Source organism: Amycolatopsis sp. lyj-23 (assembly GCF_046549135.1).
GTDB lineage: Bacteria > Actinomycetota > Actinomycetes > Mycobacteriales > Pseudonocardiaceae > Amycolatopsis.
On the sequence record NZ_JAJPWN010000007.1, the window covers coordinates 252,152 to 265,408 of the forward strand.

Annotated in this window: 13 protein-coding genes; 1 reads left to right on the plus strand and 12 read right to left on the minus strand. The window is 72.5% G+C overall.

Annotation, left to right across the window (positions count from 1 at the left end):
• Positions 1 to 2: 2 nt before the first annotated feature.
• The 10 genes from lysA to ACLJPY_RS19380 form a co-directional block, all read right to left on the minus strand.
• Positions 3 to 1,298, minus strand: a complete 1,296-nt coding sequence (gene lysA, locus ACLJPY_RS19335) for a diaminopimelate decarboxylase (protein WP_410590254.1) — start codon at positions 1,296 to 1,298, stop codon at positions 3 to 5.
• Between the two features lie 10 nt (positions 1,299 to 1,308).
• On the minus strand, positions 1,309 to 2,235 hold the full coding sequence (locus ACLJPY_RS19340) for a 3-oxoacyl-[acyl-carrier-protein] synthase III C-terminal domain-containing protein (RefSeq protein WP_410590256.1): 927 nt from the start codon (positions 2,233 to 2,235) through the stop codon (positions 1,309 to 1,311).
• Between the two features lie 100 nt (positions 2,236 to 2,335).
• Entirely contained in the window at positions 2,336 to 5,536 is a 3,201-nt protein-coding gene (locus tag ACLJPY_RS19345; protein ID WP_410590257.1) for a BTAD domain-containing putative transcriptional regulator, read from the minus strand.
• Between the two features lie 28 nt (positions 5,537 to 5,564).
• The gene (locus ACLJPY_RS19350) at positions 5,565 to 7,145 is read right to left on the minus strand and encodes an RICIN domain-containing protein (protein WP_410590259.1); all 1,581 of its coding nucleotides are present in this window, start codon (positions 7,143 to 7,145) and stop codon (positions 5,565 to 5,567) included.
• A 236-nt stretch (positions 7,146 to 7,381) separates the two neighbouring features.
• Entirely contained in the window at positions 7,382 to 7,546 is a 165-nt protein-coding gene (locus tag ACLJPY_RS19355) for a hypothetical protein (protein ID WP_410590261.1), read from the minus strand.
• Positions 7,547 to 7,633: 87 nt separating this feature from the next.
• A complete protein-coding gene (locus tag ACLJPY_RS19360) occupies positions 7,634 to 7,795 on the minus strand; it encodes a hypothetical protein (RefSeq protein ID WP_308676469.1) in 162 nt (53 codons plus the stop codon).
• A gap of 55 nt (positions 7,796 to 7,850) precedes the next feature.
• Positions 7,851 to 8,789 carry an ABC transporter substrate-binding protein gene (locus ACLJPY_RS19365; RefSeq protein WP_410590262.1) on the minus strand — a complete coding sequence of 313 codons (939 nt, stop codon included), beginning with the start codon at positions 8,787 to 8,789 and terminating at the stop codon, positions 7,851 to 7,853.
• 8 nt (positions 8,790 to 8,797) lie between these two features.
• On the minus strand, positions 8,798 to 9,565 hold the full coding sequence (locus ACLJPY_RS19370) for an amino acid ABC transporter ATP-binding protein (RefSeq protein ID WP_410590264.1): 768 nt from the start codon (positions 9,563 to 9,565) through the stop codon (positions 8,798 to 8,800).
• Positions 9,562 to 10,485, minus strand: coding sequence for an amino acid ABC transporter permease (locus tag ACLJPY_RS19375; RefSeq protein WP_410590266.1), 924 nt, complete (start codon positions 10,483 to 10,485; stop codon positions 9,562 to 9,564). Before ACLJPY_RS19375 ends, ACLJPY_RS19370 begins: the two co-directional genes overlap by 4 nt.
• Positions 10,482 to 10,967: a GNAT family N-acetyltransferase gene (locus ACLJPY_RS19380; RefSeq protein ID WP_410590268.1), complete on the minus strand. Its 486-nt coding sequence runs from the start codon at positions 10,965 to 10,967 to the stop codon at positions 10,482 to 10,484. Before ACLJPY_RS19380 ends, ACLJPY_RS19375 begins: the two co-directional genes overlap by 4 nt.
• Before the next feature lie 225 nt (positions 10,968 to 11,192).
• On the opposite strand from ACLJPY_RS19380, the gene ACLJPY_RS19385 reads away from it, so the two are divergent.
• Positions 11,193 to 11,606, plus strand: coding sequence for a nuclear transport factor 2 family protein (locus ACLJPY_RS19385; RefSeq protein ID WP_410590270.1), 414 nt, complete (start codon positions 11,193 to 11,195; stop codon positions 11,604 to 11,606).
• Between the two features lie 52 nt (positions 11,607 to 11,658).
• Here the strand turns inward: ACLJPY_RS19385 and ACLJPY_RS19390 are convergent, their stop codons facing one another.
• Together ACLJPY_RS19390 and ACLJPY_RS19395 are read right to left on the minus strand one after the other, a co-directional pair.
• The gene (locus tag ACLJPY_RS19390) at positions 11,659 to 12,453 is read right to left on the minus strand and encodes an SDR family NAD(P)-dependent oxidoreductase (protein WP_410590271.1); all 795 of its coding nucleotides are present in this window, start codon (positions 12,451 to 12,453) and stop codon (positions 11,659 to 11,661) included.
• A 4-nt stretch (positions 12,454 to 12,457) separates the two neighbouring features.
• A complete protein-coding gene (locus ACLJPY_RS19395; RefSeq protein ID WP_410590273.1) occupies positions 12,458 to 13,252 on the minus strand; it encodes an alpha/beta hydrolase in 795 nt (264 codons plus the stop codon).
• Between the last annotated feature and the right edge of the window lie 5 nt (positions 13,253 to 13,257).

Genomic DNA, 13,257 nt, shown 5'->3' on the forward strand with positions numbered 1-13,257 from the left:
GCCTAGCGCTCCGCGCCCACGGCAACCGGCGCGGCGAACTCGTGCAGGTGCTGGCGCCGCAGCAGGTCCGCGGGCTGGTCGCGCTCGCTGACCAGGTAGTGCTGTCCGTTGTGGACGATGACCTCGGCCGGGTAGCCGTGGCTGAGGAACAGCACCGGGGACGCCGTCGGGCCGTAGGCACCGGAGCGCGTGACGCCGATCAGGTCGCCGGGCCGGACCGGGGGCAGCGCGGCCTTCTTCGCGAGCACGTCGTTGGGCGTGCACAGCGGCCCGGTGATCTGCCAGGTTTCGGTGGCGGGCTCGTCGATGCGGTTGAGCAGCCGGATCGGGAAGTCGCGCTTGACGTAGGAGCCGATGCCGACGGCGGCCATGTGGTGGTTCGTGCCGCCGTCGGCGACCGCGAAGTTCTGGCCAAGCGAAGTCTTCGTGTAGCGGACGCGGACGACGTAGGTGCCGGCCGTGGCGGCCAGGTACCGGCCGAGTTCCATGACCAGCCGCGTCGCCGGGTGCCGCTGCGCGAACTCGTCGATCACCGGGTTCAGCATGGCCGCCAGCCGATCGCGGTCGAGGTCTCGTTCGCCGTCGAAGTAGGCGACCCCGAGGCCGCCGCCGACGTCGACCAGGTCGAGCGGGAACCCCAGCTGCCGCGAAACGCGTTCGGCGAGTTCGAAGATGCGCCGGGTGTTCTCGACGATCGGTTCCTCGTCGAGGATCCGGGTGCCCATGTAGACCTGCACGCCCATCAGCCGCAGGTTCGGGTGCCGGTCGACCAGGTCGGTCGCGGCGAGCAGCTGCTCCTCGTCGATGCCGAACTGGCGCGGCTTGCCGCCCATGGTGAGGCCCGAGCCCTTGACCGCGAAACTCGGGTTCACGCGCAGCGCGACGCGGGCTTCGATCCCGCGTTCGCGGGCGAGGTCGTCGAGGATCTGAAGTTCGCCGAACGACTCGACGACGACGGTGTAGACGCCTTCGTCCAGGCAGGCGGCCAGTTCCGCAGCGCTCTTGCCGGGACCGAGGAAGATGATGTCCTCGCCGGCGACCCCGGCCCGGCGGGCCGTGATCAGCTCGGCCATCGACGACACCTCGGCCCGGGCCCCGTGGGCGTGCAGCAGGGCGCACACCGAGATGTTCGGATTGGACTTCAGCGAGTAGAAGATCTCCAGCCGCGGGTGCAGCTGTTCGCGCAGGCCGAGCAGCCGGCCGCCCAGTTCGTCGCCGTCGTAGACGAAGAGCGGGGTGCCGTAACGCTCCGCGAGCTCGGCGATGCCGACCCCGGAGATCTCGAATTCGACACTCATGCAGCGCTCCTCATTTCCGGAAGACCATGGCGGAGAACGTCGACCCCAGGCCGACGGAAATCATCAGGTAGCGGGCCCCGGGCGCGATGAGCCCGAGGCCGTCGGCGGTGTGGTGGTTGAGGAAGGGGTCGGCGCAGAAGCAGTGCCCGGTCACCCCGACGTTGCGCAGGAAGATCTTCGAGCGCGGGATGCCCAGCGCCGCGCTCGCGCGGACCCAGGAGATCTTGTTGACGTTGTGCGGCAGGACGAGGTCGATGTCGTCGACGGTCAGGCCCGCGGCCGCGATGGCTTCGAGCGCGACCTCCGCGACGGCGCCGGGGTAGATCTGCCGGAACTCGGCGGCCTGCTCGTCGTCGAGGATGACTTCGCCGCCGGGACCGCCGAGCGTGGTGGTGGCGTAGCCGAGCAGCGTGTCCTGGTCCTCCCCCGGCCCGACGAGCACCGCGGCGGTGGCCTCGCCCATGATCGCGGTGTCGGGGATGACCTGCGCGGAGTGGGTGAAGGCCTTCTCGCCGGTGAGGATGAGGGCGAGCGCGTCGGGATCGCCGTCGGCGGCCAGCAGGGTGCCGCACAGGTCGACCGCGAGCAGCCCGGACGCGCAGGCGTGGTCGGTGAGGGTGAACAGGGTGGCGTGGGTGAGCCCGAGCGCGGCCCGCACGTCGATCATCGGATCGACGGGGTACGGGTTGGCGGCGGGCATCGTCTTGGCCCGCACGACGTACCGGACGCGCTCTTCCCGGCCGCGCAGGGATTCGAGCTTGCTGACCGCACCGAGCACCATGTCCGCTTCGGACTCGTCCGACCGGCAGACCTCGTCGAGGCCGTACATCCGGCGGAAGCGGCGCAGCTGCCCGGGTTCGAGCGCCAGTTCGTCCTGCAGCGACTCGATCGGAACGGTCGTCGGCACGTAAGTGGACACCGCCACCAGCGAAGTCATCGCGCCGTTCAGCTCCCATCGGGGTCCGCCAAGGGTTTCTCGGTCCGCACCAGAATCGCGGCGCACGCTGACGGCCCACTGACGGGCTGCTGACCGGGTGTCAGCGGCGGTTTTCCCGGCCGGTGGCGCGGGTTTCGGCCAACGCGGCCAGCGCGTCGGCCGCCGCGGCCTCGTCGCCCAGCTCCCGTGCCAGCTTCACCGCCCGCTCGTGCCACACCACGGCTTCGGCCGCCCGGGCCGCCGCCGCGTGCACCCGGCCCAGCGCGGTGGTGGCCAGGCGCTCCCACCACCGGTCGCCGACCTCCTGGGTCAAGGTGACCGCCTGGCGCAGCAGGTTCGAGGCTTCCGCCAGGTCGCCCCGGGCGAGACCGGCCACGCCCAAGCCGGTCAGGACCAGGCTTTCGGCCCAGCGGTCCCCGGCCACGCGGGCGTACGCCAGGCCGTTCTCCAGGTGGCCGCGGGCCTCGGCGGGTGGGGCGGTGAACCCGAGGCCGACGGCGGCGAGCGCCTGGCCCCAGTCGTCGCCCACCTCGCGGGCGAGGTCCAGGCCGCGCCGGAAGTCCGCCGCGCTCTGCGCGTGGCGGCCGGCGTGGTAGTGCAGGTCGCCGAGACCGATCAGGGCGCGGGCTTCGCCGCAGCGGTCGCCGGCCGCGCGGTACAGCTCGGCCGCGCGGGCGTGGTGGACGAGCGCTTCGCCGTGGCTGCCGCCGCGGGCGTGGATGAACCCGAGGTGGTTGTGCGTCTTGGCCGCGCCCCAGACGTCGTCGTGCGCGCGGTCGAGTTCGAGCGCGCGCAGGTGCTGCTCGACCGCCCCCGCGAAGTCGCCGCTGCGCCAGAGGCCGAGGCCCAGGTTCTTGCGCAGCTCCGCTTCCGCCTCCGGATCCCCGGCCACGCCGAGGGCGAGCCGGTGCGTCCGCAGCCAGTCGTCCACGTGCCCGCGGATGAAGTAGAACCGCCACAACGTCTGGACCAGCCGCCAGCAGTGGTCGGGGCCGGCCACCGCGGCGACCGCGGCGAGGTTCGCCCGCTCGGCCTCCAGCCAGGCGAGCGCCTCCGCCGCGCTCCGGAACTCCGGCCCGGCCGCCGGTGGCGTCCCGACCGGCGGAAACCGCTTCCTCGTCGGTTCCAGGACATCGGCCGCCCGCGCCGAGACGTGCAGGTAGTAGTCCGCCAGCCGGCTCGCCGCGGCCTCCTTCGCCGCGGCGGGATCGGCGAGGCCGGTCGCGCGGGCGTGGTCGCGGATCAGGTCGTGGAACCGGTAGCGCCCGAGCGCGGGCTGGGCCAGCAGGTGAACGTCGACGAGCTCTTCGAGCAGCCGTTCGGTTTCGCGAGGTTCGAGGCCGGCGATCGCCGCGGCGGCGAAGACGTCGACGTCGGTGCCCGGATAGTCGCCCAGCCGCCGGAAGAGCCGCTGCTGCGGCTCGGTGAGCCGGCGGTAGGACAGCGTGAAGGCCGCCCCGACGCTGCGGTCGCCGGTGCTGAGCTCGGCCAGCCGCCGGTGCTCGTCGCGCAGCAGGCCGGCCAGGTGCGCCACGGTCCACAACGGACGGTCGCGGAACCGCGCCGCGGCGATCCGCAGCGCGAGCGGCAGGTAGCCGCACAACCGGGCGACCTCCCCGACCGCCGGCTCCCCGCCGGTGCGGCCGGGACCGGCGACCCCGGTGAGCAGCTGCCCGGCTTCGTCCGGGCCGAGGACGTCCAGCGACAGGGTCGTCACGGCATCGACGCTGGTGAGCCGCGCGCGGCTGGTGATCAGCACGAGCGAACCGGAACCGCCGGGCAGCAACGGACGCACCTGCGCGGCGTCGGCCGCGTCGTCGAGCACGACGAGCGCGTTGCGCCCGGCCAGCAGCGACCGCCAGAGCGCGGCGCGCTGGTCGAGCCGTTCGGGGATCCGGGCGCCGTCCACACCGAGCTGGCGCAGCAGCGAGTCGAGCGCGGCCTCGGGCGCCAGTGCGCCATCCGGACCGTGGGCCTGCAGGTCGGCGAACAGCTGCCCGTCCGGGAAGCGGTCGGCGAACCGGTGCCCGAGGTGGACGGCCAGCGCGGTCTTGCCGACGCCGGCCATCCCGCAGATGCCGTAGACCGCTGCCCCGCCGGTCAACCGCATTGTTTCGGCTACGCGGCCGACGAAGGGCTCGACGTCACGAGGGAGGAAGTTGCTGCTGCCGAACGGCCGCACGACATTGGGCAGCTCCGGTTCGACGCCAACCTCGCTCGGCACCCCCGCGGGCGGGTCGCCGACCGACCGGACGGCAGCGGCGGAAACCTCCAGCCCTCGAACATGCAGCTGCGCCGCACCCACCTCAGCCCCCGGCTCGGCACCGAGCCCAGTCCCCCGCCGCGCAGCCGGAACCTCCTGCCGCAGCACGTGCAGCTGGGCCGCACGCACCTCCGGTCCTGGCTCGATCCCCAGCTCGGCCGTCAACCGCGTGTGCAGGTCGTCGAACAGTGCGAGTGCCGCAGCCTGGCGTCCGCTGCCCGCGAGCGCCACCATCAACCGGGCGTGCAGCCCCTCGTGCAGTGGCTCGTCGTCGCGGACCGGCTCCAGCTGGGCGATCACTTCGGCGTGTCGGCCGAGGGCGATTCCCGCGTCGGCGTGGGCGAGGGCGGCGGACAACCGCCGCCGGGACAGCGCGGCCGCGGCGGGGTGGTGGCGCAGGGCGTCCTGGCCGGTCAGCACCGGGCCGCGCCAGCACGCCAGCGCCTCGGCGAGGCCCGCGAAGGCGCCTTCGCGATCGCCCGCGGCCCGGGCTTCCTCGAGCCGGGCGTCGAACCGCAGCACGTCGAACCGGTCGGCCGGGCCCTCGAGCCGGTAGCTGCCCGCGCCGGTGGCGGCCAGCCGCAGCTGCGGATGCAGCAGCCCGCGCAGCCGGCGCACCGCCCGGCCGATCAGGTCGGGGTGCGACCGCGGCGGCCGGGCGCCCCAGAGCACCTCGACGATGTCGTCCACGCCCACCGGCCGGTTCGGCTGCAGGGCCAGCAGGCCGAGCAGCCGGGCCCAGCGCGTGTCCCCGGGGTGCAGCTGTTCGCCGCCGATCTCCACGAGCAGCGGCCCGAGGACGCCGACCCGGGTCGTGGCCCCGGCCGGCGTCCCCGGTTCGAGCGCGGCGATCAGCTGCCGGATCGACGCCTTCCGCGGGTTGCGCGTCTCCCCTCGTTCGAGGTAGCGCACGGCCCGCACGCTGACCCCGGCCCGCCGCGCGAGCTCGGCCTGCGTGAGGCCCAGCTCGGCCCGGCGCCGCCCCAGCAGCGCCGCGAAGGGCTCGGTGTGCGGATGGCCTCCCCTGCCGGTGTCCACCCGCCCGATTCTGCCAGCGCCGACGGGGTCACGGCGTACCCGGGAACGGGATCAGGTCCCACACCCGGTCGGCGGACTGCGGACCGCAGTCGTACTGGGCGGCGGCGACGTCGTTGGCCGAGGCGCCGAACCCCGCGCACCGGCCGGTCGCGCGGTTCTTCAGCTGGACGTGCCCGTCGGCCGCGACGACGTCCCACAGCTGGTCGGTGAACTGCGGCAGGCACTCGTACTGCTGCAGCGGCGTCCCGTTGCCACTGCCGTCCGCGTGCACGATCAGGCACTTCTTGGTGAAGTGGTTGCGCACCAGCACCCCGCCGGCCGCCTGCGGGTCGATCTCCCACGCCTGGTCGGTGAACTGCGGCAGGCAGTCGTACTGGAACGCCGGCGCGTCGTCGGTGTTGTTCGCGCCGTGCACGATCAGGCAGCGGCCCGAGGAGCGGTTCACCGCCTGCACCGGGTCCGGCACCGGCGCGATCTCCCAGACCTGGTCGGAGAACTGCGGCAGGCAGTCGTACTGGGCGGCGCCGGCGCTGTTGGTGTTGTTCGAGGCGAACACGACGGCGCAGCGCCCGGTCGCGCGGTTCTTGAGCTGGACCCCGCCGTCGACCCCGACGACGTCCCACAGCTGGTCGGTGAACTGCGGCAGGCACTCGTACTGCTGCAGCGGTGTCCCGTTGCCACTGCCGTCCGCGTGGACGATCAGGCACTTGCCGGTGGCCTGGTTGCGCAGCAGCGTGCCGCCCGCGGCCTGCGGTTCGAGGTTCCACGCCTGGTCGGCGTAGGCGGACGGGCAGTCGAACTGGAACGCCGGGGTGTCGTTGCCGGAGTCCGCGCCCCGGACGGCCAGGCAGCGCTTCGAGTAGTGGTTGACGAACCGGACGGCCCGCGGCGTGACCTGGTCGGCGATCCAGCTCGCGAGGTCGTCGGTGCGGGCCGCGACCGCGCCCTGCCGCGTCTCGGAGACGGCGAGGCAGCCGTGCTGCCACGACCGGCTCAGCACGCCGGCGAGCTCGAGGCCGCCGGCGCCGTCCGGCCGCAGCAGCGGGCCGCCGGCGTCGCCGAGGCACGGGTCCTGGCCGGCCGGGCTGGTGACCGCGACCGTGGTCGGCGTGGCGGCGCCGAGGGCGAACGACGCGGTCGTCAGCCGGTTCGGCACCCATTCGGTGGCCGTGCGGCCGTACCCCACGGCCCGCACGGTCTCCGCGGCGGGGGCCTGGGTGCCGACGCGCAGCGGGGCGACGTCGAGGACCGGGTGGGTCAGCTTCGCCAGCGCCAGGTCCCGGTCGGCGCGGGCGACCACTGTGGACACCCGGAAGACCTGCCCGCCGGCCGAGCGCAGGTCGGGTTGCCCGGCGTACACGGTGGTCGGCTTGGCGGGCGCGGCCGGCTGGGCGGTGGCACCCGGGAAGCAGGCCGCCGCCGTGACGATCCACTGTGGAGCGATCAGGGCGCCGGAACAGGCCGCGGTGTCCGTGGTGATCTTGACGGCGAACCGGTCGGCCCCGTCGGCGACCGGCTGTCCGCCGGCGAGGGCACCGGCCGAGGACGGGACGAGCACCGCCCCGGCGCAGACGGCGGCGGCGACGAGCGGAATTCGGAATCTTCGCATGGGTTTCCCTGCTGGTAGCTCGGAAGGGTGCGGACGACGGGCGGTTCCCGAAGGTGGCGGCCTCGCTCGGCCGTCCCTTGCGACGCGCACGACGGCACGGCGAACTCCCAGCACTCTGCGTCCCCCCTCGCGTGCAGATTCGCTGGGCCCACGCTAGCCAAGATCCGCCGGCGAAACCACCCATTTCGCCAAGCCGTCACCAGGGCGGACGATCCGCTCGGGCACCTGCGCCCGGATCAGGCCGGGAGCTCGCCGAAGGGCTTCAGCAGCAGCCGGTGCAACGTCTCCCGCTCACCGGGGCTCAACCGGGCGAGCAGCTCACCGGTCACCGCGCTCGAGACCTCCTCGACCTGGCCCACCGTGGCGTGGCCGTGCTCGGTGATGGCCGCAGGGCGGCACAATTGGCGGATTCCGCCACAAACCGGACGACGTCGAGGGCCGCTCCCCGCGGGGAGCGGCCCTCGACGTCGGTCAGGTGGCAGCCGGGTTCAGTGCCGGCGGCCCAGCGCCTCGCGCTTGACGAACCCGATCACCCCGGTGGCGACGAACAGCACCGCGCCCACGATGATCAGCCAGAACAGCCCCTTGACGACGATGCCGAGCACGACCAGCACGGCCCAGATCACGAGCAGGGCGACGAGGATTCCCATGGCGATTCCCTTCTGAACGGTCAGCAGGGAAATACCCCGCGCACGCGCGGTTCACTCATTTCCGGGGCAGGCCCCGCGGGTTGATTTCCGAGGCGGGCAGCGCCTCCGACGTCAGGTTCCAGCGCTTGAGGACCTCCGCGTACTGACCGTTCTTGATGAGGGTGTCCAGCGCCTGCTGCAGGGCCTTCACCAGGCCGTCGTCCTTTTTCGTCATCGCCGCGATGTCCGCCCGGATCGTCCCGCCGCCCGAGACCGTACCGACGATCTTCGTCTTCTTGTCGACGGCGACGTGGTAGGCCGACGTCGGGTTCGGGCCGACGTAGACGTCGATGCGCCCGGACTGCAGCGCGAGGTAGTAGTCCGACGCCGCCTGGTAGTACTGGAACTTGACCGGCGCCAGCCCGGCCGCCTTGTTCTGCTGGTCCCAGCGCAGCAGGATCTGCTCCTGGTTCGTGCCCGCGCTGACGCCGACGGTCAGCCCGGCGATGTCCTTCGGTTCCTTGACCGAAATGTTCTTTTCGGTGCGGACTTCGAAGGCGATGGTGTCCTGGCGGTAGGTCGCGAAGTCGTATTTGTCCTTGCGCTCCTCGGTCACCGTGATGTTCGAGAACCCGGCGTCGAACTGCCGGTTCTCCACCGAAAGGAACAGGTTCTCCCACGACGACGCCTGCAGGTCGAGCTTGAGGCCGAGGACGTCGGCGACCAGCTGGGCGAGGTCGGGTTCGACGCCGATGACCGTTTTGTCGTCGTCGGCGCGGAAGGACAGCGGCGGGGTCCCGTTGCCGGTGGTCCCGACGACCAGGGTGCCGCGGGCGCGCACGTCGGCCGGGACGAGCGCGGCGATCGCGGCCACCTGCTGCGCCCGGACGCGGTTCTGGTTCGCGGTGATGTTGACGCCGCCGGGCTGGCCGGCCGCGGGCGCGGTCGCCGCTTCGGGGCTGCCGCAGGCGGCGAGCGCGAACACCGAAGCGAGCAGCAGGGTTCTCAGTTTCATGACTCTCCTCAGAGGACTTTTTCCACGAAGGCCCGGGTGCGGGCGTGGCGGGGGTGGTCGAGCACCTCGGCGGGCGGGCCCTGCTCGACCACGCGGCCTTCGTCGAGGAACACGACGGTGTCGGCGGCTTCGCGGGCGAAGCCGAGCTCGTGGGTGACGACGACCATCGTGGTGCCCGCCTGCGCGAGGTCGCGCAGCACCGCCAGCACCTCGCCGACCAGCTCGGGGTCGAGGGCGGAGGTCGGTTCGTCGAAGAGCAGGACGTCCGGTTCGAGCGCCAGCGCCCGCGCGATCGCCACGCGCTGCTGCTGCCCGCCCGAGAGCCGCCTCGGGTATTCGCCGGCCTTTTCCGCCAGGCCGACGCGGGCCAGCAGCTCCCGCGCCCGGATCTCCGCTTCGGCGCGCGGACGGCGTTGCGCGGAGATCGGCGCCTCGACGACGTTCTCCAGCACGGTCAGGTGCCCGAAGAGGTTGAAGTTCTGGAAGACGAACCCGATCCGGGTGCGCTGCTTGAGGATCTCGCGTTCCTTGAGCTCGTGCAGGCGGTCGCCGGAGCGGCGGTAGCCCATCAGTTCGCCGCCGACGCTGATGAAGCCCCGGTCGGCCCGCTCGAGGTGGTTGATCAGCCGCAGCAGCGTCGACTTCCCGGACCCGGACGGTCCCAGCAGGACGGTGACCTCGCCGCGGCGCACCTGCAGGTCGACGCCGTCGAGCACGGTCAAGGCACCGAAGCTCTTGTGGACGCCGCGGACGTCCACCATGTAGTCCGCGCTCACGCCCGCCGCCGAGCCGCGCGCAGGCGCTGCAGGGGCGTCGGCGGCAGCGTGCGCTGCGCGCCCCGGCCGAAGTGCCGCTCGACGTAGTACTGCGCGACCGACAGGACGGTCGTCAGCGCCAGGTACCAGGCCGTGGCGACGAGCAGCAGCGGGATCACCCGGCCGTTGCGCGTGTAGATCACCTGGACCTGGTAGAAGAGCTCGGGCAGGGCCATCACGTAGACCTGCGAGGTCGCCTTCAGCAGGCCGACGATCTCGTTGGCCGCGGTCGGCACGATGGTGCGCATCGCCTGCGGCAGCACGATCCGGCGGAACTGCCGTCCGGCCGGGATGCCCAGCGCCGCCGCGGCCTCCCGCTGCCCGGCGTCCACCGAGAGGAACCCGGCGCGCACGATCTCCGCGGCGTACGCGCCCTGGTGCAGGGCGAGCCCCAGGCCGGCCGCCAGGAACGGCGGGATCAGGCTCATCGTCCCGACCGACACGAACGACGGACCGAACGGGACCCCGAAGGATATCTCGTTGTACAGGATGGCCAGGTTGTACCAGAACAGCAGCTGCAGAATGAGCGGCACGGACCGGAAGATCCACGTGTACGTCCAGCTGACCGCGCGCAGGAGCGGATTTCCGGAAATGCGCATCAACGCCAGCACGGTGCCGAGCAGGAATCCGGCGACCACGCCGAACAACGTCAGTTCGAGCGTCAGCGCGACCGCTTCCAGTATCGATTTCTGGAAGACGAACCGGCTGAAGTTCGGCCAGTCGAACGCGGTGTTCGTCACCAGCGCGTGGCCGGCCATCGCGACGAGCACGGCCACGACCGCGGCGGCCACCCAGGTGAACGGGTGCCGCGCCGGCACGATCTTCAGCGACTCCTCCGGTACCGCGGCGGGCGCGGGCCGGGTGCCCAGATCGCTGCTCACCGGACCCCCACCGCGGCGGGCAACGCCTTGGAAAACCGCAGTGGCGCCACCGGAACGACGTCGAGGTCGAAGTGCGGCGTGTACCCGGTGGCCAGGTACAGCCCGCGCGCCTCGGGCTGGTTCGGCCCGGTCGTCAGGTGGATCCGCCGGTACCCGCGGTGCGCGGTTTCGGCCTCGAGCTCGCCGACGACCCGGCGGGCCAGCCCGCGGCCGCGGTGCGCCCGGTGGGTCCAGATCCGCTTGAGTTCCGCGGTTTCCCCGTCGTACCGCTGGAAGGCCCCGCCGGCCAGCGCCAGTCCGTCCTGCACGAGCAGCAGCAAACCGCCGTCCGGCGGCGCGAACCGGTCCGCTGGATATTCGCGGAGTTCGAAGTGGACGTCATTGAGCACGCGGTGGTACCGCGTCGAATATTCGCGCGCGAGGTCGGCGAGCAATGGCCGGACCCGCGGATCAGACTGGGCGACCCAGACGGATTCGGGCATGGGAATACCTGCTCCGGAAAAAGGGAGGGAGAAAACGCGCTGACGTCTCCGACCCTAGGAACCCGGAGCGGCCCGGTCAACGAGCACCCCGCCGGTTCCAAATCCTGGACGGCGGCCCCGACCGTGGGCACTCACCCGCCGACCAGCTCGACCGCACCCGGCTTGCCGTTCCAGACGACACTGAGTACAGTTTGGTACTGAGATCCAAAACGAACGGAGTACACAGTGGCACACGAGCTGCACGCGGAAGACCGCCAGGCGATCAGCGAGACCCTGTCCCGGCACGGGCACCTGTTCGACGAAGGCCACCTGGACCGGCTCGGGGAGGTCTTCACGCCGGACGTCGTCTACGACATGAGCGCCCTCGGGCAAGGAACCTTCGAGGGGATCGAGGCGATCAGGAACGCCGCCCGGCACCTCGGCGCGGACAACCCGATCGCCCACCACGTGACGAACATCGTCATCACCGGCGAGGAGGACGACCGGGCGACCGCGCGCTCCAAGGGCCTCGTCATCCTGGCCGACGGGACGTTCGCGGGCGTGACGCACCTGGACGGACTGGTCCGCCACGACGGCGCCTGGCGGATCAGCCGGCGGGTCATCACCCCGAACCGCACTCCTGCGGGCGGACGGTCATGACCGAGCCACTCGCCGGCACCCGGTTCACCCCCGAACGGTTGCGCGCAACGGCTCAGTGGACTTCCGTGGCGTAGCCGCCGTCGATCGCGAGGGTGGCGCCGGTGATGTTGCCCGCCACCCGGTCGCTCGCCAGGAAGGCCGCCAGGTTCGCCACTTCGGCCGGCCGGGTGAAGCGGCCGGTGGCGGCGTGGCCGGCCGCCTCCGCCGCGACTGCATCCGGGTCCGCGCCCGTCGTGGCGGCCAGCGTCTCGGCCACGCCGCCGGCGCCGAGCCACAGGTCCGTCGCGACCGGGCCCGGGTTGATCGCGTTGGCGCGGATGCCGCGGGGCCCGAACTCCTTCGACACCGACTTCGTGAAGTTGACCAGCGCCGCCTTCGCCGCGCTGTAGTCGATGACGCCGGGGTCGGGCAGGACCGCGTTGACCGACGCCACCGTGACGATGCTGCCGCGGCCCGCGGTCACCATCGTCGGCAGCACCGCCCGGGTGGCCCGGACCGCGCTCAGCAGGTTCAGCGTCACCGAGCGCGTCCACTCCTCGTCGGTGACCAGCAGGAAGCCGTTGGGCCGCGGGGTGACCGCGCCGACGTTGTTGACCAGGACGTCGATGCGCCCGTACTCGGCCAGTGCCAGCTCGGCGAGCCGGCCCGGGCCGTCGGCGGTGCCGAGGTCGACGGCGAGGGCGTGCCCGTGCCCCGCCTGGACGAGTGCCTCCAGGTCGGGCCCCGGGACGCGCGCGCCGGCCACGACGTGCGCACCTTCCGCGACGAGTGCTTCGGCGACGGCCAGGCCGATGCCGCGGCTGGCTCCGGTGACGACGGCGACCGCGCCGTCCAGTCCGAGGTCCACCGGCCTAGACCCCCTGCTCGCGCAGCCAGCCCAGCACGGCGTCGGCGACCTCGCGCCAGCCGCTGTCGATGGTGAGCGAATGCCCGCGGCCTTCGAACTGCTTCAGCTCGGTGACCGCGGTGGAGTCGCGGTACTGCTTGAACGTCGAGCGGGTGACGACGTCCGGGACGGTGTGGTCGGCCGTCCCGGAGATCAGCAGGAGCGGGCCGCGGTCCGCGCGGTGGGTGTCCACGGCCGCCTGGGAGTGCAGCACGAAGTTCGCGGCCGCGGCCTGGAACAGCGGCCGCGCCGGGGACGGGATCGTCCACCGCCGGAACAGCTCCGCCGATTCCTCGTCGCTCAGCGCGTTGCCGAAGCCGAACCGGAACTCCTTTTCGGTCAGCGACACCGACCGGTGCAGGTTCGCCGGGTTGCCCAGGGCGGGCAGGCCGGCGCGCAGCTGGGCCAGCGGCAGCGGCAGCACGCCCTTGATCTGCGCGGGGTCGATGGCGACCCCGGCCCGCCCGATCCCCTGCCCCAGCAGCTTTTCGGTGATCAGGCCGCCGAAGGAGTGCCCGATGACGACCGGCGGCGTGCCGAGGCCGTCGATGATCGAGGCGAAGTGCTCGGTGGCGTCGTCGATGCCGATGTCCGCGACGGCGTCCGGGTTCGCCCGGGCCAGCTCGACCGTCTCCGGCTCGTGCGGCCAGCCGGGCGCGACGGGCGCGTAGCCGGCCGCCCGGAAGTGGTCGAGCCAGGGGTTCCACGAGGTGGCGTGCAGCCACAGCCCGTGGATGAACACGACGGGGGTGTCGGCCATCGGAT